This window comes from Dokdonia sp. R78006, assembly GCF_042466145.1.
Taxonomy (GTDB): Bacteria; Bacteroidota; Bacteroidia; order Flavobacteriales; family Flavobacteriaceae; genus Dokdonia.
This window is the reverse complement of the sequence record NZ_JAXHBU010000001.1, coordinates 457546-478489: the sequence shown is the minus strand read 5'-3', so window position 1 is coordinate 478489 and position 20944 is coordinate 457546. Positions and strand designations below refer to the sequence as shown.

The following is a 20944-nucleotide window of genomic DNA, read 5'->3' as shown; positions in this document are numbered from 1 at the left end:
TTTAGAATACTTAACCTAATATCCTATGAAAAAGTATATTGCATTTATTGCGATAGTAGCTTTGCTGTCTAGTTGTGGCAAAGGCGATCGAGGGGAACTCGTTGGTGCCAAAGGCAAGCGATGGAACCCTGAAAAACCTTATGGAATGACCCTCGTTTCTGGAGGTGCTTACATAATGGGTAAGAGTGATGATGACTTTGCTGCCGTAAATGACGCTCCTACTAAAACGGTGACTGTGCGCTCTTTCTACATGGACGAAACAGAAATCACTAACTCAGAATATAGACAGTTTGTAGAGTGGGTTCAAGATTCTACTATACGTACGAAACTTGCAATCTTAGCTGATGAGCTTGGAGAGACTCCTGGTAATGGTGGTATAGGCGAGTTTGCATTTAGCGATGCAGATCCTGATAACATGACCCCTTACGAGCAGTACATGTATGATAATTATTTCGGACTAGGAGAGACTGGTTTTGAAGGTCGTAAGCTCAATAAAGAAATAGATCTTTTTACTGATACATCAGAGTATCCAGATGAGTATTATGCTGAGGTTATGGATACGATGTATATCCCAATGGAGGAAGCTTATAATGGACAGCGCACTATAGATGTAGATAAGTTAGATTTCCGTTATACATATCTTGATATTCAAGAAGCAGCAAAGAAAAACGGCGGTCGTCGTAAAGATCATATTAAAACAGAAGTAGTAAATATATATCCAGACACCACAGTGTGGATTAAAGATTTTGCATACTCATATAACGAGCCTATGCATAATGACTATTTCTGGCATGATGCATATGGAGAGTATCCAGTTGTTGGAGTTACTTGGATGCAGGCAAAAGCTTTTTGTGAGTGGAGAACGATGTACAAGAACGCTCATCAAAAATCTAAGAAGAGACAATTTGTAAACCGTTTTAGACTTCCTGGTGAAGCAGAGTGGGAGTATGCCGCTCGTGGCGGACTAGAAAGTGGTGATTACCCTTGGGGTGGTCCATATGCTAAGAATGATAGAGGTTGCTTCCTTGCAAACTTTAAACCTTTAAGAGGGGATTATGGCGCAGATCAAGCGTTATACACAGTAGAAGCAGATGCTTACGAACCTAATGATTACAACCTGTACAACATGGCAGGAAATGTATCAGAGTGGGTAGCTTCTTCTTACGATCCAGCTTCTTATGAATATATGTCTACTATTAACCCTAACGTAAATGACAAAGACAATCGTCGTAAAGTTATACGTGGTGGTTCATGGAAAGATGTTGCTTACTTCCTACAGGTAAGCTCACGTGACTATGAGTATCAAGACTCTGCTCGTAGTTATATCGGTTTTAGAACCGTGCAGGACTTTATGGGTGTTGATGAAAAAATCAACCTTAGAAAGCCGAAGAAATAACGAATTGAATAATTCCCAAATTATAACAATTACTTAATCTAATTAACTTACTTAACTAAACTAAAAAACCTATTTAACATGGCTAAATCAAAAACTGGAAAGAAATTAATGAATATGGTCTACGGACTAGGAGCAGCAGTAGTAATTATTGGTGCTTTATTCAAAATAATGCACTGGCCTTTCGGTAACGAGATGCTTATTGTTGGTCTAATTACGGAGGCGGTAGTATTTGCTATTTCTGCATTTGAACCTGTGGATAATGAGCTTGATTGGGCATTAGTGTACCCAGAACTTGCAGGTGGTGCAAGTGGATCTAAGAAAAAAGCAGTAGCTCCTGTTGAAGCAGAAGCTCAATTATCTAAAAAATTAGATAACATGCTTAAAGAAGCAAAAATTGATTCTGAGCTTATGACAAGCTTAGGAACTAGCATACGTAGCTTCGAAGGTGCTGCTAAAGGAATTGCACCTACAGCAGATGCAATGTCTTCTACTAAAAAATATTCTGAAGAGATGGCACTTGCTGCAGCTCAAATGGAGTCTTTAAATAGCCTTTACAAAGTACAGGTAGAGTCTTCTAGCCGTCAAGCAGAAATCAACGAGCAAGTAACTCAAAATGCTGGGAAGCTTAAAGATCAAATGGAGAGTCTTGCAACAAACCTTTCTTCTTTAAACGGAGTATATGGTGGAATGCTTTCTGCAATGAACAAAAACTAATTTTAGTTGTTTACACAATTAATAAACTAACAACTAAAATTTAAAAAATGGCAGGAGGAAAACAAAGCCCAAGGCAAAAGATGATTAACCTAATGTATTTAGTGTTTATAGCAATGCTAGCACTAAATATGTCTAAAGAGGTATTATCTGCTTTTGGTTCAATAAACGAAAAATTTGATCGTTCTAATGCGACGTTTGAAGCAAAAAATGATCTTGCACTAGCAGATATATCTAAGAAAGCAAATGAAAACGAAGAGTTTAAAGCAGCCGCTGCAACAGCAAAATCTGCTAAAGCTCTTGGAGATGAATATTTCGCATACTTAGCTTCTGAAAAAGCAGCACTTTTGGCTGAAGTAAAAGACCCTAAGGATTATGAAGCTATGGATAAGTCTAACTTTATCGATGAGCGTTATTATAAGGGAGGTAAAGTATCGCCAACTGGACAAGAATTTCTTGCAAAGATGGATGCTTACCGAGAAGGGATGTTGAAACTTGCAGGAGATAATGAAGCGCTTGCGGCGCAAATTCAAAGTGATTTTAGTACAGCTCCTATCGTCACAGGCGGAGAAGGAGATGGAGCAAAAGTTACTCAGGATTATTTATCTTATAACTACGTAGGATTTCCATCAGTATCTTCTTTAACTAAAATGTCTCAATTACAAAATGACATTAAAGTTGTTGAGAATGAATTATTGTCAAAATTACTTTCTGGTAATCTTAAAGAACTTGCTTCTTTAAACAACTACGAAACTGTAATGACAACTTCAAAAGGTGCTTATTACACAGGATCAACATTTGATGGTGTTCTTTCTTTAGGTCGTGTAGATTCTTCTACTAAGCCTTCTAGAGTGGAATTAAAATTAGATGGACGTGCAATCCCAGCTGATAAAGTTTCTTTTGATGGTGGTAAACTTGTTTTAGGAGTAAACACTGGAGGTGTAGGTGATCACAAAATTACGGGATCATTATTTTACCCTCAAGATGGTAAGGAAATCGAAGTTCCAGTTGAACAAGCTTTTACTACGATTAACAAGCCTAACTCTGCAACTATTGCTGCAGATAAGATGAATGTAGTATATCGTGGTGTTGCAAACCCAATGACGATATCTTTTGCTGGTGTGTCAGATAATGCAGTTTCTGCATCTGGAGCAGGTCTTTCTAAAAGATCTGGAACTAGCTATTCAATGACTCCTGGTCAAGGTCGTGAAGTAACGATTAATGTAACTGCAAAGCTTCCCGATGGAGGTAGTGCTTCTGATAAAGCTGTTTTCCGTATTAAAGATATTCCACGTCCAGTGGGAACTTTAGGAGGTGATGACGGTGGTAACTTAAAGAAGCCTAGAAATACAGTTGCAGCAGCGCCAATAGGAGCTAGTCTTCCAGATTTTGACTTTGATCTTAACTTAAGAGTTAATAGTTTCAAGTTTAGAGCAGGAGATGCGGCTACGGTTTCTGTACAAGGAAATAAGCTTAATGGAGCAGCACAATCTGCATTAAAGCGTGCAAAAAGAGGATCTACAGTACAGATCTTTGATATTAAAGCAAGTATACAAGGTAACTCAGGATATAGATTGAAGACAGTTTCTCCAATCATCATTGAGCTAGCAAACTAAAATAAAAGTAATTATGAGTCTTAAACGTTTAATTTTTGTTGCACTCGGTCTATTGATGGCAGTTCAAGCATTTGCACAAGGAAATATCCTTAATGCAAAAACGCCGGATGAAATGTTTGAAGTTACCGAAGAGCAAAAAGCAAAGGACAACGACAATCCATTGCCGTATGGTTACGTAGAAAAGCGTGACGTATTATGGGCAAAAAACACTTGGGAGGTTGTTGATCTTGATGAGCGCGTAAATTTCCCTCTGTACTATCCTATTGATACCATCAATATGGGGTCAGATCGTCGTTCACTTTTTGATGTTCTTGTTAAGAATATTAAAAACGGAAAGATTGATGCTATTTACAGAGATTCATATTTTACAGAAAAAATTCAACTAGGAGATCTTTCTGCCGCAATGGTAAAGATTGATACTTCTGATGCTGGATATGATCAATTAAATGCTGGAGAATCGATTTCTGATTATAACATTGAACGTACAGAAATTACTGCTTATGATATCAACGCATACCACATACGTGGTTACTGGTATATCGACAAGCGTCAAGGAGAACTTAAGTACCGCTTGTTAGGTATTGCTCCAGTTTCTGGTGATGTAAACTTCTTAGACGATTCAAGTGCAGCAGATATTGAACTTTTTTGGATATGGTTTCCAGGAGCTCGTGAAGTATTGCACAATGCAAAAGCATTTAACCGTAAGAACACATCAATGCCTATATCATTTGACCACTTGTTAAATAGTAGACGTTTTAACGCGACTATTTATAAAGAGGATAACGTACAAGGTGACCGTAAGGTTAAGGAGTACATCAACGATAACTCAATGATGCAGTTATTAGAGTCAGATCGTATTAAAGAACGTATTAGAGATATTGAACAAGATCTTTGGAATTACTAGATTAATTTCCAATTAGAATATAAGCCACCTAAGCTATACGTTTAGGTGGCTTTTTTATTTTATAATTTTCAGACTCATAAATAGGAAGGTGATGCGCTTTGTGAGCCTACTATTCTTGTATTTTTGTATGGTGAAAGAAGTAGATTATATTATCGTAGGTCTTGGACTAGCAGGCATCGCATTTTGTGAAGAGTGTGAGCGCAATGGGAAGACTTTTATTGTTATAGACAAAGGTACAGAAGGTGCTAGTCGCGTAGCAGCTGGTTTATACAATCCAGTTATATTAAAACGTTACTCTCTGCCCTGGAAAGCCATTGAGCAGTTTGATCTCGCAATCCCTTATTTTAGAGCTTTAGAAGAGAAACTTGGTGAGTCCTTCATGGAGCAACTACCCGTGCGCAAAGTATTCCACTCTGTCGAAGATCAAAATAATTGGTTTACGGCAAGTGATAAGCCTGGGTTGGATCGGTTTGTGAAAACTGCGATAGTAAAGGAAGAGCGTGAGGAGATTTCGGCGCCATTTCATTATGGAGAAGTGCTAGAGACGGGTAGAGTTGCAATCACAAAACTTCAATCCTGTTATGAGCAATACCTTGCTGTTAAGTCCGCTTTCGCGAAAGCGGTATTTGATTATGACTTATTACAATTGCAAGAATCATCAGTAACCTATGATGGTTACAAAGCTTCTCGAATTGTCTTTGCCGAAGGTTATGGAGTGAAGCAAAATCCTTACTTCGGGAAATTGCCATTAGTTGGCAATAAGGGAGAATACATAATTATCAGTGCTCCACAATTACAATTAAATGCAGCAATAAAATCTTCATTCTTTATCGTTCCTTTAGGAAACGATCTTTATAAAGTTGGTGCGACTTATGATTGGACAGATAAAGATTGGGAAACTACAACAGAAGCTCGTGAAGAGCTTTTAGAGAAGCTTGACGCACTAATTAATGTTGCCTATGAAGTCGTCGATCAAGAGGCGGGTGTGCGTCCTACAACCGGTGATAGAAGGCCGCTGCTTGGTGTTCATCCTATCTGCAATCAGCTAGCAATATTAAATGGATTAGGCACAAGAGGAATCATGGCAGGGCCATTACTTGCAAAGTATCTTTATAACTTTTTAGAATATCAAGAAGCACTCCCCGCAGAAGTGGATGTGATGCGTTTCCCTAAAAAATTCAGGTAGTCGGTTTTGGTAATTAGCTTGACAGTTGATCTTTGGCTGGGTCATACTTCATGAAGAAATTGATCCATATGTTGCGGGATAGTCTCATAATTACAGGCATGAAAACAATCATGGTTCCTACAATTGCTATAAAAGAATTTACAAGATTTGCCTCAAAAAACAGGTAAGTTATGACAAAGGCAGCCGTTGCAAAAGCAATCCCTACTGGATAGCTCACATACATAGCGCCATAAAAGAAAGATGGTTCTATCTTATATTTTGTGTCACAATGAGAACAACGCTCATGCATTTTAAGCGTTTGTGAAAGTATATATGGATTTGGGTTTTTGTACATGGACTCATTATGGCAAACAGGACATTTACCATTAATAATGCTGTTAAGTTTAGTGCCTTTTAGAATTCCCATAATCTCCTTGGTTTATGAGTACAAATTTAAGCATCTTTGCAGTCCTCAAACTTTATAAATCATAATATTTACTTATCTCCTTATGCTTAATATTCATAACCTTTCTGTCTCATTTCAAGGCGAATATCTTTTTGAAGAAATCACCTTCCGTCTTAATGGAGGAGATCGTGTAGGACTTGTAGGTAAAAATGGTGCTGGAAAGTCTACCATGTTGCGCATTATTTCTGGTGAGCAACCTTATGATACAGGATCTATAGCTGTCGAGAAAGAGATAAGTATAGGTTTTCTAAAGCAGGATATTGACTTTGTAGAAGGAAGAACTGTTCTTCAAGAGTCTTATGAAGCTTTTAAGGAAATTAAAGAACTAGAGGGGAAGCTTGATGAGATTAATAGTCAGCTAGCTACTCGTACAGATTATGAGAGTGAAGGGTATAACCAGTTAATGATTGACATTAACGATGTGCAACATCAATACGAGGTGCATGGAGGTTATAACTATAAAGGAGAGACAGAACGTATACTCCAGGGACTAGGTTTTAAGCGTGAAGATTTTGATAAGCTCACAGATACATTTTCTGGAGGATGGCGCATGCGTATCGAGCTTGCAAAGCTATTGCTTCAAAACCATGATATATTATTGCTGGATGAGCCTACAAACCACTTAGATATTGAATCTATTATCTGGCTTGAGACCTTCTTAAAAGGATATTCTGGAGCTGTGGCAATTGTATCGCACGATAAGATGTTCTTAGATAATGTTACAAATCGAACTATTGAGATTTCTTTAGGTCGTATATATGATTATCCCAAGCCCTATACAGAATATCTTGTATTACGCAGTGAGTTAAGAGAGCAGCAGCTTGCTTCTCAAAAAAACCAGCAAAAGCAAATAGAGCAAACGGAGAAACTCATCGAGAAATTCCGTGCAAAAGCATCTAAGGCTACTATGGCGCAATCACTTATCAAAAAGCTTGATAAGATAGATCGTATTGAGGTAGATGAGGATGACAATAGCGTGATGACATTAAAATTCCCTGTATCTGTTACTCCAGGAAAAGTGGTAGTAGAGGCAAACGATGTTGAGAAAAGCTATGGAGATAAAACAGTACTGCAGGGGATAGATTTACTTGTAGAACGCAATACAAAGACTGCCTTTGTGGGTCAAAATGGTCAAGGTAAATCTACACTTGCCAAAATTATAGTAGGAGAACTAGCGCATCAAGGTAATGTAAAGTTAGGGCACAATGTGCAAATAGGATACTTTGCTCAAAATCAAGCAGAATACCTAGACGGATCAAAAACCGTAGAGGAAACAATGATTGATGCGGCAGATGAGCGCACAAGACCGCTTGTGCGTAATATTCTGGGTTCTTTTCTCTTTAGAGGAGAGGAAGTAGATAAATATGTGCGCGTACTTTCTGGAGGTGAGCGTAACAGGCTTGCACTGGCAAAATTGATGTTACAGCCTTTTAATGTGCTTGTGATGGATGAGCCTACTAACCACCTCGACATAAAATCTAAGAATGTTTTAAAGGATAGTCTTAAGCAGTTTGAAGGAACACTTATTGTTGTATCTCACGATCGTGATTTCTTGCAAGGACTCACAGATCGCGTTTATGAATTTAAAGACCACCGCATACGCGAGTTTCTAGGTGATGTAGATTATTATCTTGAACAGCGTGAGGTGACAAACTTACGCGAGATAGAAAAGAGAGACGTCATCAAAAAAGAAGCTCCAGTAAAAAGTTCAAAAAAATCATACGAAGATCAGAAGAAGCTCAAGTCCCTTAATAATAGACTGAGTAAGGTGGAGTCTAATATCAACAAGCTTGAAAGAGAAGTAAAGCAACTTGACGCAGAGCTAGCAACTAATTATGACGAGACCGTGGCAAAGCCAGACTTCTTTGATAATTACAACGGTAAGAAAAAGAAGCTAGATGGATATATGGAGGATTGGGGCAAAATCACTGAAGAGCTAGATGCTTTGAATTAAAATTTTAGTTACGCTTTCGCGAAAGCGTACTTATAACATTACATAACTCATAAACCCCACGATTTAAGTGGGGTTTTGTTTTTGAAGAGCATTTTTTTAAAGATGTTGTCTGGTATTATTTGGTTTTTGTTAAGAATGAGAGCGTTAGGGTTGAGAAGTCGCATCTAGACTCTTCATGTTGTATCCGCTATGGAATCAGTATTTTAGGTGTAGCTAGTGCTTTTTGTCGTTTAATGAGCTATGAGATTTTTTAAGACATCGTTAACAACTGTCGCGCCTTGACATGGTTAGCTTTGCGTATTGATCATTAGGTCATTTTCAACCAAAAAAATTACGATGCGTAAAATCATCCTTTCTCTATTAGGAGTAGTACTCATAATAGGTGCTTTCTTTGCTTCTGAGGCAATTGTTGCTAGTAACCAACGTACACGACCAAAACCAGAAAAGGTGGTTAAAACAGTCTTTGTAGAAGATGTTGTTAATGGTGTTGTGCCTATAGAGATTTCGGCAAATGGTAATCTTGTAGCACAGCGCAGGTTAGAGGTGTTCTCTGAGGTGCAAGGTATATTGCAAAAGGGCAGCAAACTTTTTAAGCCTGGTCAAACCTATAGAAGAGGAGAAACCATATTACGTTTAAATAGTGCAGAGTATTACGCATCTGTGCAATCACAAAAAAGTGCCTTGTTTAATCAAATAACGGCTATCATGCCAGATTTGAGATTAGACTATCCAGAGGCTTACCCTAAGTGGCAGAAATATATCAATAACTTCGATGTAAATAAATCTACTCCTGCACTTCCAGAAATTACTTCAGAAAAGGAAGGTTATTTTATCTCAGGGCGTAACATTCAGACTTCTTACTACAATGTAAAGAACCTCGAGCAACGACTTGGTAAGTACAATATAGTAGCACCTTTTACAGGAATACTAACCGAGGCATTGGTTACTGAGGGAACTTTAGTGCGCCCAGGCCAAAAACTAGGTGAATTCATTGATACAAGTGTTTATGAGCTTGAAGTTGCAATAAGTAAGAATTATGCAGACTTGCTCAAAGTGGGTAATGAAGTAGCGCTTACAACGATAGATGGAGACCAATCGTACACTGGGAAGGTGACAAGAGTAAACGGTAATATAGATCAAGCTTCACAAACTATAAATGCATACATAGAGGTAAAGGACAGTGCGCTTAGAGAAGGTGTTTATCTTGAGGCTGTGCTCCAAGCTAAAGAGGAGACAGATGCGATTGCAATAGCAAGAGGATTGTTACAGCCAAATAATCAAGTTTTTACTGTAAGAGATTCAATTCTTGACATTATCGATGTAAAACCAGTATACTTCTCAGATAAAGAAGTTGTTGTAAAAGGAGTGCCTAATGGGACAAAGCTAGTAAGCAAGCCAGTTCCAGGAGCATATGCAGGTATGCTTGTAAAAATATACCAAGAGAAAGATTCATCACAAGCACCAGCAGAGTAAGATGCGTAAAATTATAGAGTACTTCATAAAGTACCACGTAGCCGTAAACGTAGTGGTATTAATGTTTGTGGTTTTTGGAATATTTGGAGCCTTATCATTAAAGTCTTCATTCTTTCCACTTGTAGATTCAAAAAACATAAACATTACCGTTGTTTACCCTGGAGCATCTCCTCAGGAAGTTGAAGAAGGTATTGTACTCAAAATAGAAGATAACCTTAAAGGCTTAGACGGTGTAGAGCGTGTAACTTCTACTTCAAGAGAGAATAGCGGAAATATAAATGTAGAGATTGAAAAAGGGAAGGATATCGATTTTATGCTTCTTGAAGTTAAGAATGCTGTAGATCGAGTACCATCATTTCCTTCTGGTATGGAGCCACTAGTAGTGGCAAAACAAGAAGCGATACGCCAGACCATATCTTTTTCTATAAGTGGAGAAGATGTAACGCTAGCTACGCTTAAGCAGATAGGGAGGCAGGTTGAGAATGACCTAAGAGCAATTGAGGGTATATCACAAATAAACGTATCAGGTTATCCTGATGAGGAAATTGAAATCGCTGTAAACGAAAATAGCTTGCTAGCTTATAATCTGTCGTTTGCAGATGTTTCTCAAGCTGTAAGTAGATCAAATATTCTTACTACGGGAGGATCCATAAAAACAGAAGCAGAGGAGTATCTCATAAGAGCAAATAACAGGGCTTATTATGGCGACGAACTCTCTAATGTGATTGTAAGATCTGACGCTAGCGGAAGAACGATACGTCTTAAAGATGTTGCAACCGTAAGAGACCGTTTTTCTGAAACACCTAATGCAAATTACTTCAATGGAAATCTTGCTGTAAATGTATCTATTACCTCTACAAACACAGAAGACCTTATAGGTGCTGCAGAGAAAGCAAAAGAGTACATCGCAGATTTTAATGACAAATACAATAACGTGCAACTTGCCGTTGTAAATGACTTGTCTATAACACTTGTACAGCGTACTGCCTTACTTACAGAGAATGCGGTAGTAGGAATGATACTAGTACTTATATTTCTCTCATTATTTTTAAATACACGTCTTGCATTTTGGGTAGCCTTTGGACTTCCAGTGGCCTTTTTAGGAATGTTTATGCTTGCGGGATATTTTAATGTAACCATAAACGTGCTATCATTATTTGGGATGATTATCGTTATTGGTATTCTAGTAGATGATGGTATTGTAATTGCCGAAAATATCTATCAGCATTATGAACGTGGTAAATCACCAGTGCAAGCTGCGGTAGATGGTACCATGGAAGTATTGCCTCCTATTATTTCGGCGATATTAACGACTATTCTTGCTTTTGGTATTTTCTTATTCTTAGATGGTAGAATAGGGGAGTTTTTTGGAGAGGTTTCTGTAATAGTTATGCTTACCCTAGCGGTATCATTAGTAGAGGCTCTTATTATCCTTCCAGCGCACCTTGCGCACTCTAAGGCTTTGAAAAAGCAAGATAACCGCCCTAAAAAAGGTATTGCAAATTTATTTTCAAAGCTGCGATATGTCAATGAGTTTGGTGATCGTATAATGGTATGGTTACGTGATAAAGTGTATAGCCCTACTTTGCGTTTTGCACTTGATTATAAGTTTTTGATGTTCTCCTTTTTCATTGTTTTTATCTTATTGACATCAGGGAGTTTTCAAGCTGGGATCATAAGAGGAGCATTCTTTCCTAACGTTGCAAGTGATAATGTGCGTATAACACTCAACATGCCTAACGGTACAAATGCGGGTGTTACAGATAGTATTATCTCTATGATTGAAATGAGAGCTGTCGAAGTAAACAAAGAGCTTTCAGAAAAATATAAAAGCGAGATAGACGGACCATTGTTTGAAAATATCATCAAAACTTTAGGTCCTGGAACTTCTACAGCTACATTGAGTGTAAACTTACTACCTGGTGAGGAAAGGCCTAACGATATTACTTCCATTCTAGTGGGTAATATGATTCGTGAGAAAGTAGGCCCAGTAATAGGAAATGAAAGTCTCGTGTATGGTGGTGGTGGAAACTTTGGAGGAAGTCCAGTAGCAGTTTCTTTACTTGGAAATAATATTGCAGAGCTTAAAGCAGCAAAGGCAGAATTAAAACAATCTCTTGAGTCCAATCCTGTACTCAAGGATATAACAGATAATGATCCAGCAGGAATTAAGGAAATAAGACTTCAGCTTAACGAGTCTGCTTATGCGCTTGGTCTTAACTTACAAACAGTAATGACGCAAGTGCGCGCAGGATTCTTTGGGTCACAAGCGCAGCGTTTTCAAAGAGGGCAAGATGAAATAAGAGTGTGGGTACGCTATGATCGTGATAATAGATCTTCTATTACAAATCTTGATGATATGCGTATACTTACTCCTAGTGGATCAAAAGTGCCACTCAATGAGATTGCAAGTTATACCATAGAAAGAGGAGATGTTGCTGTTAATCACCTAGAAGGAAGGAGAGAGATACAAATACTTGCAGATCTCAAGAACCCGAAAGAGGTAAGTGCTACAGATGTGATGGCAGATTTACAGTCTAACGTAATGCCAGACATTTTATCAAAGTACCCTACGGTAACACCATCTTATGAAGGTCAGAATAGAGAAGCGGGTAAATTAACAGGATCTTTAAAGCCTGTAGGACTCACGGTACTCGCGCTTATTTACATTGTGATTGCATTTACTTTTAGAAGTTATAGTCAGCCATTAATGTTATTGCTCTTGATTCCTTTAAGTCTTCCTGCAGTAGCGTGGGGACACTGGATACACGATTTTCCACTTAATATTTTATCTATGTTAGGTATTATCGCGCTTGTAGGAATTATGGTGAATGATGGGCTCGTATTGATAGGTAAGTTTAATACAAATCTTAGAGAGGGGATGACTTTTGATGATGCTATTTTTGACGCTGGACGTTCTCGTTTTAGAGCAATATTCTTGACATCTATAACAACGATAGCAGGACTTGCACCGCTTATTTTTGAAGAAAGTAGACAAGCACAATTCTTAATACCAATGGCGATTTCTATTGCTTATGGAATTGGTTTTGCCACGATACTTACCCTTGTGATGTTACCTATCTTTCTTTCCTTTAGTAACTGGGCAAAGACTACAACAGATAGATTAATTATGGGACGTAAAACTCCTAGAGAAAATCAAGAGCGAGCAGTAAAAGAGATGGAAGAAGAGGCAGAGAATGATGCTCAAGAAGATCACGCAGCTTTACCACATAATACAGACATCGTTTAATATGAATTTGTATAAAAATCATACCCACCGTGAGATACTAGCCGTGCTAGAGCAAAGCGATAAACTTACGTACGAGGCAAAGCTCAACTTGCTTAACGAGATAGACAAGCGTTCTATAGACGCACCTACAGATGAGCTACAGTCACAAATCAATCAAAAAGAGGTTGCAATAAATAACCTTGACTACTTAAAGGATATTGGTTTCATGTATACGATGGACAAAAATACAGGCACCATCACCATACGCAGAGCTTCTGGAGCAAAGTTAATGGACATAGCAGCTGTTGTTGTAGGAGTGATTTTATCACTTGTAGGGCTCATTCATTGCTGGTTGTTACTTGCTATCTTTACTGGAAGTAATGAATTTACGCTCACAAAATTATTTACCTACGTATTCATGATAAGTCTAGGACTCATTGGATTTAAAATGCTAGGAGGGATTAATCGTTTCTTAGATTATAACTCATTTTTATTTGTACAACAGCGAGACACTGTAACCATCAAAAAAGGTGATATTAAGGATGAGCAAACATTTAATACAGCCGATTTAAAACTAGAAGAAGAGGGAGAAGATGAGCTTATTTTAAGTGCTGGCGAGATTGAGATTATGCGTACTTCACCACACAATTTAGTTCAAAAACTCACGATGGAAGCGCTATTGCATAACATTTTAAGGAATCAATAATGAAACTTTCAGTACAAAATATAGCAATATTTCTTTTATTGTTCGCTTTCGCGAAAGCGTACTCTCAAGAAACTCCAACTTCTTTACTTACTAAGGAAGAGGCGATACGTACTATGCTTGAGAATAATTTCGGGATTCTACTTGCTAACAATCAAGTGGCAGTTGCCGAAAATAATACAGGGATTTTAAATACAGGATATTTACCTACGATAAGCACTACAGCGGGTATAAATTATAATGTAGATAATCAAGAAGCTACTTTTCAAGATGGTACATCAAGATCTGTAAATGGAGCAGAGACGACAAGGTACAACGCATCTGTAAATCTAGATTATACACTTTTTGATGGCTTAGGGAGGTATTATAACTACAAGACTCTCAAGGAACAATATGGCTTATCTAAGCTGCAGGCTAGAGAGACAATTGAAAATGTGATGGTGCAACTCTTTACGGTGTATTATGAAGTTGCACGCGTTGAAGAAAATCTGGGTGTGCTAGAAAATGCACTTGAAATTTCAAAAGAACGTGAGCTTAGAGCGCAATATCAATTTGATTACGGGCAAGTAAATAAGCTTGAGGTCCTCAATGCGCAAGTAGATATCGTAACCGATAGTACAAATATCCTTAACGCAAGACAGCAGCTGCGCAATGCACAGCGTGATCTTAATGTGGTGCTTGCAAGAGAGCTAGAAGACCTGAAGGTGGCAGATACTACAATTGCTTTTATAAACCCTATAAGCATAGAAGAGTATATTAATGAAGGGACTGTAAATAACATTTCGCTTTTGCAATCAGAACAAAATATAATCATTAGTGATTACCAGATAAAGCAGGCTAAATCACTTTTACTTCCTACAGTAGGAATAACAGGAAGCTATGGATGGAATGAAGGAAATTTTCCGGCGACTAACTTTCTTGCTTCAAGTACATCTACTGGTTTTCAAACGGGAGCAACCTTACGATGGAATTTATTTGATGGAGGTAGTTCTATAGTTGGCATTAAGAATGCTAAAATAGCACTTGACAGCCAAGAGTATATCAAAGAGCAACTCAAGCAACAAGTAGAACGTGATATTTCAAATGCAAAAGGCAACTATTATAATGCACTTGCAATTTATAACTTACAAGAACAGAATGTAATTACGAGTAAAGCAAACTTTGATAGGTCTGAGGAGCGTTTTAAGTTAGGTCAAATTACTAGTATAGAATTCCGTCAGGCGCAATTAAATCTTCTTAATGCGCAAACTACCAAGAACGCAGCAAAGTATACTGCAAAGCTTGCAGAGATACAATTATTACAGCTTACAGGTCAATTACTTAATGTAGATTTTTAATACGTAGGTGGCGCTTTCGCGAAAGCGTACTCCTCTATAAATTAGATCATCATGTACGAACATTTTTTTCAATGCCCATACTGTTGGGAAGAGATTTCTATGCTCTTAGATCCATCCATAAGTAGTGTTTATGTAGAAGATTGTGAGGTGTGCTGTAACCCCATTGAATTACAAGTGGGTTTTGAGGATGGAACCTTAACTTCATTCTCAGCCATAGATATTGAACAATAGACTATTTTCTTACAATACGTTTTTACGTTTCCATTCATAAAAGATTTATCTTTCTATTAATAAATTCTTCATGATTATAGAACTTAATATCGCAGATGACACTCTAGGCTTTGTTTATGAAAACAAAATAGCTCAAGATGGTGTTAATCAAGTTAAGGCGGCGATAGAGAAAAAGCTTGAAAGTCACGATAAAATCAATATCTACCTTGAAGATGATGATGTGGATGAGATTGAAATAAGAGCATTTATTGACCATACATTTTTTGATATCTCTTATGCTAAACGTATCAATAGATTAGTGATTGTATCTAACAGATCGTGGATACGCCGAGTAGTGCGTCTCAAGGATTTATTAATGACCTCAGACGTAAAGGCTTTCTCGTCAAAAAAACGTGTAGATGCTTTGTGCTGGGTTATGAAAAAATAAGAGTTTACCCTTTTCCTGCTAGTGTTGCGATTAAACCAGACTTGAGGTTAAGCCAAAGATAATTGAAGAATGACTTCGTTGTGTCTCTTTCTGTCTCACCAGAGCCTTCTCTAAAATCTGTAGGTTTGTCATCACTATCTTCTTTAATAAACAGGTTTACAACCTTAGATAGTAACTTGTTAATGCCTTTTCCTCTTTTGCGCATTATTTCAATCTCAAAATCGTCATATTTCATACGCATATCTATGGTAGACTTGCTAGCATTACCGTCTATAGTAAAGTAGGTTTGGTAAGTTTCACCTGTGAGTTTAATATTTAGATTGGGAGCAGTAAATTGATTCATCTGTTCTCCTGGTAATTTGCCCATACCTCCTTTAAATAGAAAAAGATCATTTTTATCATTTACATCAAAAGACCAATCTACTTCAATAGGAGTGTTATCCATAAAAGTAGCGGTGAGTTTTAAGGCTGTTTTATCTCCAGCGGGATATGTGTTTCCTAGTTTGTTTATAGATGCATTAAGAGCAGAAAATTCAATGCGCCCTCCTTGATTATCATCCTTTAATTTTTCTTGATAAACAATACTACCATCTTTAATAGTAACATCATCTACTAGGAGGTTAATAGGAGCATCCCTGAGCATCTTACTATAAAGAGGCTTGTAACTATTATCGTCAGTAACTAGCTTGTCTCTATAAACCTCTAAAGTAGGCTTGCTAATGGTAATTGAGTTAGCTCCTGCAAATAACTCACTATTTTCAAATCCAAAAGTGGGATTGTCTATTTCAATGACTGCTATTTCTAGATTAAAATGATCTCTTTCTACTGGGATTACATTCGAGAGGTCCTTCTTACTGTATTTTGTATTCAGTGTAATATTGTTGAAACGTCCTTTTCTATCAGTTATGGTAAAATCGTCAAGAGTGAGCCGTTCGTAGTTGCCTACTTTTAGAGATATATCAGAACCATTAGCATTGTAGTCGGAGTAATCTAGAGGTAGCTTTCTGGTTAACGTCTTACTATCCATATAGATGTCGTCTATTTCTAAGGTTATATCTGCTACGCTAACGGATATTGAATCTTTCGTTCCGTCATAAATCATTAAGGAAGCATTATCTATACTTAATTCTTGAACCAGAATGGGTTTAAAAACTTTGGCAAGAGGTTTTCTTACCGTGTCTGTTGATTTCTTGAATTTATGCTTGCTGTAAGTAATTGCTGCATCGTTGAGTTTTATATCTTCTATTCTAATTTCTTTACGAACTAGATAGCTCCAGTAGCTCACATCTTCAATTGTAAATGAGTTTGCCTTAACAATTGTGTGCGTTATAGTATCCGTTTTGTTCTGAATATGCACTTCTGGATCTATAATAGTGATGGTTCCAGAGAAGCTTTTTAGATTTATATCGCTATATGAGACAGTAAAATGATCAGGAAGTCGATTTTTTAGAAAAAATTCTGCTTTATTTTTTACTGCACGATTTATTAGAAGTTGAGCTGTAAAAAGTGCTAGTATGAAGATTACCAGCGAGATGAGAATCGTTCTTGTTTTTTTATTCATAGGTTAAATATAGTGTGCAGTAATCGCTGAGAAAAAAGTTTGTGATTTCTTGTTAAATATGCCCTTTGTGATTTGGTAATAAGGAAAAGTTTGTTGTATATTTGCACTCCAATTAACGCAGTACTGATGGCCTAATCAAGAAACGTGTTACTGGAACATATATCGCGGGATAGAGCAGTAGGCAGCTCGTCGGGCTCATAACCCGAAGGTCACTGGTTCGAGTCCAGTTCCCGCTACTAAGTAAAAGCTTCACAGCAATGTGGAGCTTTTTTTATTTCCTCTAGTTTCCTACTGTACCTACAGTATATTCCCTCTACTTCATAATGATGTTGCAGCGTGCTTTTTTTGCTATTCTTTAGCATTTAGACAGTTTTCTTAAATAAAAGTTTTCACATTCTAGTTGATTACTCTAAAGTGTCGCCTGAAGTAAGTATCCTCAAAATAAGTCGTCCAAACCCTAAACTATTTTACTACTATTGTTGTGTAACCTAAATGATTAATACTTGAAGACAATCACAAAATACTGGTTTTTAGAGGGTTTTAATCTCTTTAAGAAGCTCGGAATGATCAATATGATGAGAATGTGCGAGATTCTTGAAATGGATACTATAGAAAAAGGTAAGCGCATCGAACTTAGAGATGAGCATAAGAATAGTGTTTTTTTCTTAAAAAAGGGAAGTGTCAAAATTGTAGATAAAACGAGCAACACTGCTAAGTACATAGTTAAAAGGGGAAATGTCTTTGGGGAGCTTGCTTTATATGATAAGGCAGCTGCAAGTGAAGAAATTGCTTATGCGTTAGAAAGCTGTGTTATATGTTATATAGAATCCAATGAGATGGAAGCGCTTATGGATAAGCACAAATCCCTTAAAAATGGACTTCTCAAAATCTATGGCTTACGTATTCAAAAACTTGAACGACGACTACATGATTTGTTATACAAAGACAGTACAACAAGAATTAAGGAGTTTATATCAGATTATCTAGAAGAATTTGGAGAGGCTGAAGTATCTGGTCGTTTAAAGGCTAAGAACCTTTTAAGTCACAAGGATATTGCAAACCTCACAAATACTTCTAGGCAAACTGTTAGCAATGTATTGAGTTCCATGAGAAAAGAAGGCTTTATAAATTATAATATGGAATTCATTTCAAAAGCATCTCAGAACCTTGATGAGGTTTAAAGCGACTATTTGAACAATTGTGTTGAGTGATTCTAGCTTACTATAGAGATTTCAATTTTTAACGTAGTGTACAGTGGTCCTGCAAACCTATAAGTTCTTACTTGAACAGGTAATAGTTGATTACCATTTAAAAGACAAAATATTCTCAAGTTCTATGATTTGTGAATGAAAGCTATTAGCTACTCCATATAATAATTAACAAATTTTTTCAATTTATGAAAGGAATTTTAACATATATCGACATAAATCAAACTAACTGATTGAAAATTAGATGAAACTAACCAAATTTTTAGGCTATCTAGGCCTTTTCGCTTCGCTCCTTGTTGGGCTGGGTGAGTATCTTTTGCATTACTCTCCTGATATTTTAGAACATTCAAAAGACTATGAGTTTTTCAAATACGTGTCTTTAGGTAATCTATCGATGGGACATTATATAGCAATTATAGGATTACCATTTTATTTTGCGGGTTATATACACATATATAGAATGCTTAAATCTGGTAATGAGATGTTAGCTCGAGTTGTTCTAGCGGTAGGTTTTATTGCATTTGCAGTAGGAGGTGTTTGGATAGGTTCTCGAGCATCAATAGGTAATGTAGTGCATCTAAAAAATAGTATAGACGCTACTACCTACACAACCCTCTTAGATCATTATACAGGCCACATGGAAGTGCTGGTCAAAATACTCCGTATAGTTATAGCAGTATTATCTATTGCTTTCATTACAGCTATCCTTAAAGGTGGGACCTATTACAAAAAATGGATGGCTTTCTTTAGCCCTATAGCGATTCTCATATTATTAGTAATTATAGGTAAAATTATTCCATCTCTAGGAGCGCACATGTTACCTATTTTAATGAATGTAACTCATTTCATACTCTTCACGCTTTCTCTTATTCAATTAAAAAACCTTACTAAAAACCATCAAAATGCTTAAAAAAATACTTAAAACACTTGGCGTCATTGTTCTTCTTTTAATCATTTTGGTTTTAGGTTTTTTTTGGAGAGATTCAGTTTCAGACAAGTATGATATTACAATCTCAGAAGAAAAAATACCAACATTCACTCCAATCTCTATAGACTTTAATCATCGATATAATGGTGATAAATCATTGCCTATTGCTCCATCAGCATTAATTGATATTGACAATGATAATGTAGATGAGGTCTTCTTTGGAGGTGGGATGAACCAAGAGGATGCGATTTTTGCCTTCAGAAATAACGAATTTGTAAATATTTCTGAAGAGGTCAATTTACCTACAAAAGGTAAGACTACCACTACTGTTGGTGTTGTCTCTGCCGATTTTGATAATAATGGGTTTACAGATATTATTTTAGGTAGGGAGGATGGCCTCCGTATTTACTATAATACGAATGGTAAATTCACTGAAAAAATTATTGACACTCCTATGAATGCCAAATCTAACCCAGCTGGAATTACTGTCGGTGATATTGATAAAGATGGTGATTTAGATATTTTTCTTGCCACATACCTTAAAAAGGAATTGATGGAGGGGCAAACCATATTTGAGGATTATACCTACGGTGCTACTAGCGAGCTCTTACTTAATAATGGCGATGATACGTTTGTAAGTATTACCAAAGCTGCCGGTCTAGATTACATTCATAATACTTTTCAAGGAGTATTAGTAGATATTGATGATGATACGTGGTTAGACTTAGTTGTGGTCCATGATACAGGAGAGGCTAGAACTTATAGAAACAATGGAGATTTAACTTTTACGATGAAGCCTAATCCGCTCACTAAGAAGTTTGCTTATCCTATGGGATTAGCTGTAGGTGATTATAATAATGATGGATTAGTTGATTTTATGTTTTCAAATACCGGGAGTACTCTACCTAGAGTACTTGCAAAGGGAGACATAAAAGACGCTTCATTGTTTAATGAGAAGTGGATTTTATTTAGAAATGATGGGGATTTTAAATTTACAGATACAGCAGAGGAGGCTAAAATAGCAGATTATGAATTTTCATGGGGTTGTACCTTTGCAGATCTTAATAACGATGGTCTTCAGGATCTTATGGTTGCAGAAAACTATGTAGACCTAGCTCCTAATAAACTTTTTAAACTACCTAGTAGAGTCCTTATTCAAAAAGAAGATGGAACATTTGCTCCTACTGAGAAAGAAAGCAAACTTGTAAATCCTCACTATGCGATTACATCATTAGTAAGTGATTTTAATCAAGATGGCTATTTGGATATGATTTGGGTAAATATCGATTCTCCTGCGCTTGCTTATTTAAATGAGGGTGGCACAAATAATTACCTACAGGTAGATCTAGGCGAGTCAATTAATGCGCAAGGTGCTAAAATAACTGTAACGACGCCTACAAAGAAATTAACAGATTGGTTAGTTACTGGAGAAGGCTTAGCTAGTGATCAAACATCATTAATTCAATTTGGACTAGGTGGAGAAACTACCGTTTTAAATATTAATGTACGCTTATCAAATGATAAGGAGGTTAATGTTGCAAATCCAAAAATTAATAGCATTGTTGACTTAAAGTCTTTAATTAAAGATAGTCAGGATACCGAAGAAGTTTTAGATACTCAAGAATAATACAATAT

At 36.8% G+C, this 20944-nt stretch carries 17 protein-coding genes and 1 tRNA gene; 16 read left to right on the top strand and 2 right to left on the bottom strand.

What is annotated here, in order from left to right; genetic code table 11:
- The first annotated feature begins 25 nt into the window (after positions 1-25).
- From gldK to SJY37_RS02220, 5 genes are all read left to right on the top strand, one after another.
- Positions 26-1396 carry a gliding motility lipoprotein GldK gene (gene gldK / locus SJY37_RS02240; RefSeq protein WP_298330565.1) on the top strand — a complete coding sequence of 457 codons (1371 nt, stop codon included), beginning with the start codon at positions 26-28 and terminating at the stop codon, positions 1394-1396.
- Positions 1397-1474: 78 nt separating this feature from the next.
- Positions 1475-2110, top strand: a complete 636-nt coding sequence (gene gldL, locus SJY37_RS02235) for a gliding motility protein GldL (protein WP_339849787.1) — start codon at positions 1475-1477, stop codon at positions 2108-2110.
- 47 nt (positions 2111-2157) lie between these two features.
- Complete coding sequence (gene gldM, locus SJY37_RS02230) at positions 2158-3723, top strand: gliding motility protein GldM (protein ID WP_379952779.1); 1566 nt, start codon at positions 2158-2160, stop codon at positions 3721-3723.
- A 13-nt stretch (positions 3724-3736) separates the two neighbouring features.
- Positions 3737-4627, top strand: a complete 891-nt coding sequence (gene gldN / locus SJY37_RS02225) for a gliding motility protein GldN (RefSeq protein WP_379952777.1) — start codon at positions 3737-3739, stop codon at positions 4625-4627.
- Between the two features lie 127 nt (positions 4628-4754).
- On the top strand, positions 4755-5813 hold the full coding sequence (locus SJY37_RS02220; RefSeq protein ID WP_379952776.1) for an NAD(P)/FAD-dependent oxidoreductase: 1059 nt from the start codon (positions 4755-4757) through the stop codon (positions 5811-5813).
- A gap of 13 nt (positions 5814-5826) precedes the next feature.
- Here SJY37_RS02220 and SJY37_RS02215 read toward each other — a convergent pair whose 3' ends face one another.
- A complete protein-coding gene (locus SJY37_RS02215) occupies positions 5827-6219 on the bottom strand; it encodes a DUF983 domain-containing protein (protein ID WP_298330548.1) in 393 nt (130 codons plus the stop codon).
- Between the two features lie 82 nt (positions 6220-6301).
- Here SJY37_RS02215 and SJY37_RS02210 point away from each other — a divergent pair, with 82 nt between their 5' ends.
- The 7 genes from SJY37_RS02210 (at position 6302) to SJY37_RS02180 (ending at position 15612) form a co-directional block, all read left to right on the top strand.
- Complete coding sequence (locus SJY37_RS02210; RefSeq protein ID WP_379952775.1) at positions 6302-8212, top strand: ABC-F family ATP-binding cassette domain-containing protein; 1911 nt, start codon at positions 6302-6304, stop codon at positions 8210-8212.
- Positions 8213-8548: 336 nt separating this feature from the next.
- Positions 8549-9685 carry an efflux RND transporter periplasmic adaptor subunit gene (locus tag SJY37_RS02205; protein ID WP_144785050.1) on the top strand — a complete coding sequence of 379 codons (1137 nt, stop codon included), beginning with the start codon at positions 8549-8551 and terminating at the stop codon, positions 9683-9685.
- A gap of 1 nt (position 9686) precedes the next feature.
- Complete coding sequence (locus SJY37_RS02200) at positions 9687-12935, top strand: efflux RND transporter permease subunit (RefSeq protein ID WP_379952774.1); 3249 nt, start codon at positions 9687-9689, stop codon at positions 12933-12935.
- Position 12936: 1 nt separating this feature from the next.
- The gene (locus tag SJY37_RS02195; protein ID WP_379952773.1) at positions 12937-13620 is read left to right on the top strand and encodes a hypothetical protein; all 684 of its coding nucleotides are present in this window, start codon (positions 12937-12939) and stop codon (positions 13618-13620) included.
- Entirely contained in the window at positions 13620-14954 is a 1335-nt protein-coding gene (locus tag SJY37_RS02190; protein WP_379952772.1) for a TolC family protein, read from the top strand. Before SJY37_RS02195 ends, SJY37_RS02190 begins: the two co-directional genes overlap by 1 nt.
- Before the next feature lie 51 nt (positions 14955-15005).
- The gene (locus tag SJY37_RS02185; protein ID WP_013751183.1) at positions 15006-15185 is read left to right on the top strand and encodes a CPXCG motif-containing cysteine-rich protein; all 180 of its coding nucleotides are present in this window, start codon (positions 15006-15008) and stop codon (positions 15183-15185) included.
- 70 nt (positions 15186-15255) lie between these two features.
- Entirely contained in the window at positions 15256-15612 is a 357-nt protein-coding gene (locus SJY37_RS02180) for an STAS/SEC14 domain-containing protein (protein WP_379952770.1), read from the top strand.
- 4 nt (positions 15613-15616) lie between these two features.
- Here SJY37_RS02180 and SJY37_RS02175 read toward each other — a convergent pair whose 3' ends face one another.
- Positions 15617-17173 (bottom strand): hypothetical protein, encoded by a 1557-nt coding sequence (locus tag SJY37_RS02175; RefSeq protein WP_379952769.1) that lies wholly within the window; start codon positions 17171-17173, stop codon positions 15617-15619.
- Positions 17174-17336: 163 nt separating this feature from the next.
- On the opposite strand from SJY37_RS02175, the gene SJY37_RS02170 reads away from it, so the two are divergent.
- The 4 genes from SJY37_RS02170 (at position 17337) to SJY37_RS02155 (ending at position 20936) form a co-directional block, all read left to right on the top strand.
- Positions 17337-17409, top strand: a tRNA-Met gene (locus tag SJY37_RS02170).
- Between the two features lie 267 nt (positions 17410-17676).
- Positions 17677-18354, top strand: coding sequence for a Crp/Fnr family transcriptional regulator (locus tag SJY37_RS02165; protein ID WP_379952768.1), 678 nt, complete (start codon positions 17677-17679; stop codon positions 18352-18354).
- A gap of 271 nt (positions 18355-18625) precedes the next feature.
- Entirely contained in the window at positions 18626-19291 is a 666-nt protein-coding gene (locus SJY37_RS02160) for a DUF6796 family protein (RefSeq protein ID WP_379952767.1), read from the top strand.
- A complete protein-coding gene (locus SJY37_RS02155) occupies positions 19284-20936 on the top strand; it encodes a CRTAC1 family protein (protein ID WP_379952766.1) in 1653 nt (550 codons plus the stop codon). The genes SJY37_RS02160 and SJY37_RS02155 overlap by 8 nt, the downstream gene beginning before the upstream one ends.
- Positions 20937-20944 lie beyond the last annotated feature (8 nt).

Bases quoted from the DNA above. Each gene is read 5' to 3' on its own strand.
- gldM (WP_379952779.1), top strand. From the start codon at position 2,158: ATGGCAGGAGGAAAACAAAGCCCAAGGCAAAAGATGATTAACCTAATG.
- gldL (WP_339849787.1), top strand. From the start codon at position 1,475: ATGGCTAAATCAAAAACTGGAAAGAAATTAATGAATATGGTCTACGGA.
- SJY37_RS02180 (WP_379952770.1), top strand. From the start codon at position 15,256: ATGATTATAGAACTTAATATCGCAGATGACACTCTAGGCTTTGTTTAT.
- SJY37_RS02210 (WP_379952775.1), top strand. From the start codon at position 6,302: ATGCTTAATATTCATAACCTTTCTGTCTCATTTCAAGGCGAATATCTT.
- gldK (WP_298330565.1), top strand. From the start codon at position 26: ATGAAAAAGTATATTGCATTTATTGCGATAGTAGCTTTGCTGTCTAGT.
- SJY37_RS02200 (WP_379952774.1), top strand. From the start codon at position 9,687: ATGCGTAAAATTATAGAGTACTTCATAAAGTACCACGTAGCCGTAAAC.
- SJY37_RS02155 (WP_379952766.1), top strand. From the start codon at position 19,284: ATGCTTAAAAAAATACTTAAAACACTTGGCGTCATTGTTCTTCTTTTA.
- SJY37_RS02205 (WP_144785050.1), top strand. From the start codon at position 8,549: ATGCGTAAAATCATCCTTTCTCTATTAGGAGTAGTACTCATAATAGGT.
- SJY37_RS02220 (WP_379952776.1), top strand. From the start codon at position 4,755: ATGGTGAAAGAAGTAGATTATATTATCGTAGGTCTTGGACTAGCAGGC.
- SJY37_RS02215 (WP_298330548.1), bottom strand. From the start codon at position 6,219: ATGGGAATTCTAAAAGGCACTAAACTTAACAGCATTATTAATGGTAAA.
- SJY37_RS02185 (WP_013751183.1), top strand. From the start codon at position 15,006: ATGTACGAACATTTTTTTCAATGCCCATACTGTTGGGAAGAGATTTCT.
- SJY37_RS02195 (WP_379952773.1), top strand. From the start codon at position 12,937: ATGAATTTGTATAAAAATCATACCCACCGTGAGATACTAGCCGTGCTA.
- gldN (WP_379952777.1), top strand. From the start codon at position 3,737: ATGAGTCTTAAACGTTTAATTTTTGTTGCACTCGGTCTATTGATGGCA.
- SJY37_RS02160 (WP_379952767.1), top strand. From the start codon at position 18,626: ATGAAACTAACCAAATTTTTAGGCTATCTAGGCCTTTTCGCTTCGCTC.
- SJY37_RS02175 (WP_379952769.1), bottom strand. From the start codon at position 17,173: ATGAATAAAAAAACAAGAACGATTCTCATCTCGCTGGTAATCTTCATA.
- SJY37_RS02190 (WP_379952772.1), top strand. From the start codon at position 13,620: ATGAAACTTTCAGTACAAAATATAGCAATATTTCTTTTATTGTTCGCT.